This is a genomic window from Leisingera sp. JC1 (genome assembly GCF_001679925.1).
GTDB lineage: Bacteria > Pseudomonadota > Alphaproteobacteria > Rhodobacterales > Rhodobacteraceae > Leisingera.
In genome coordinates this window covers 1-1,268 of sequence record NZ_LYUZ01000018.1, presented here as the reverse complement: position 1 = coordinate 1,268, position 1,268 = coordinate 1, and the positions used below count along the sequence as shown (strand labels likewise).

Genomic DNA, 1,268 nt, shown 5'->3' with positions numbered 1-1,268 from the left:
CATAGAGGTCCAGGACCGGGTCGAGCATGCAGGTGAGGTAGGCCTCGAACCAGAGACGGGCGGCATCTGCCGGTGTCCCGCCGTGGTCTGCGGCCAGCCGCTGGATGAGGCTATTGAGCAGCGGGGTTCGGCCCGGCAGCGGGTCGGCGGTGAGGGCGGCGAGGTTGCAGATGCCGTTGCCCGCCGTGCCCATGAAGGGGTTGTCGCGGAAGATCACTTCAAACCCGCTTTCGCGGCGGCCGGGCAGAGTGAGGGTCAGATAGGCGGGGTCGTTGAGGATGCTGAAACGCGGATGCAGGCTGCCGGCGCCCAGTTGGTGCAGCAGCCGGGCCATGGAGACGCCGGTTTCCAGCTCGTTGTGCTTGGTCACGCGCAGGGAGTTGGTGAGCCGCACCGGGACCGAGAATTTCAGCATCCAGGGGCAGTCGGGCGCATAGAGCGTGCGCAGGGAGGAGGTGGCGGCGAATTGGCAGCCAGCCTCGCCCAGATCACGCAGGCGGCCCGAGGCCAGCAGCGCCTGCACCTCCGGGTCGAGCCGCAGCATCTGCGCTTGCAGCGGGTGGGCGGGGATCAGCACCTCATCCGGGCGCAGCCGGAAGGCGCCGTCGAGGCCGGGGATCTGGCGGAGCATCTCTGTGGCGGGCTGTTGGGCGGAGCCTTGTGCGACGAGGGCCTTGTCTGCGGCAAAGAAGGTGAGGCGGAATTCACCTGCGTATTCAGGCGCGTAGGCCGCCTGCTGCCAGTTGGTCAGCCCGTCGCGGCTTTTGGGGGTGGGGTGCAGCCAATGGCCGTAAGCCAGCGCCTGTTCAGCGCTGAGGAAGCCGTCGGGATCCGGTGTTCCAGCGTGGCGGCTCAGGTTTTGTTCAATCCCGGCGTTGCTGTTGAAGAGGCCGCGCAGGAATTCCGGTAGCTGGCCCGCATCGCGGCTGTTGAGCCGCGCAAAACACTCCTGCGCGATCAGGGTCAGGACCTGAACGGTTGGCGCGGAGTGCCAGGTGCTGGAGCCATCAAACAGGATCTGCGCCGGTCCGAAACGGTGCGGGCCGGTGGCGGAGAAATAGGTGATCCGCAGCCGCAGCCGGGCGGGGATGTGGCTGAGCGGGATCTCCACCGCATCGCGCGCATCCGTCAGCACGGCGCTGCCGGGGGCCATTTCGCGCAGGTAGGTGTTGAGGAGCGCCTGCAGCGAGGCGGCCTGCGCGGCTGTGGCGGTGCAGGGGCCTGGGGGAATACTCTCTTGAAGGCTCATCTCGGGCATCCCGGAAGGG

1 protein-coding gene is annotated in these 1,268 nt (G+C 67.7%); it reads right to left on the bottom strand.

The window, feature by feature from the left end:
- Positions 1 to 1,249: IucA/IucC family protein (locus A9D60_RS03605; RefSeq protein ID WP_065266347.1), on the bottom strand; the 1,249-nt coding region annotated here is incomplete at its 3' end.
- Positions 1,250 to 1,268: the final 19 nt, after the last annotated feature.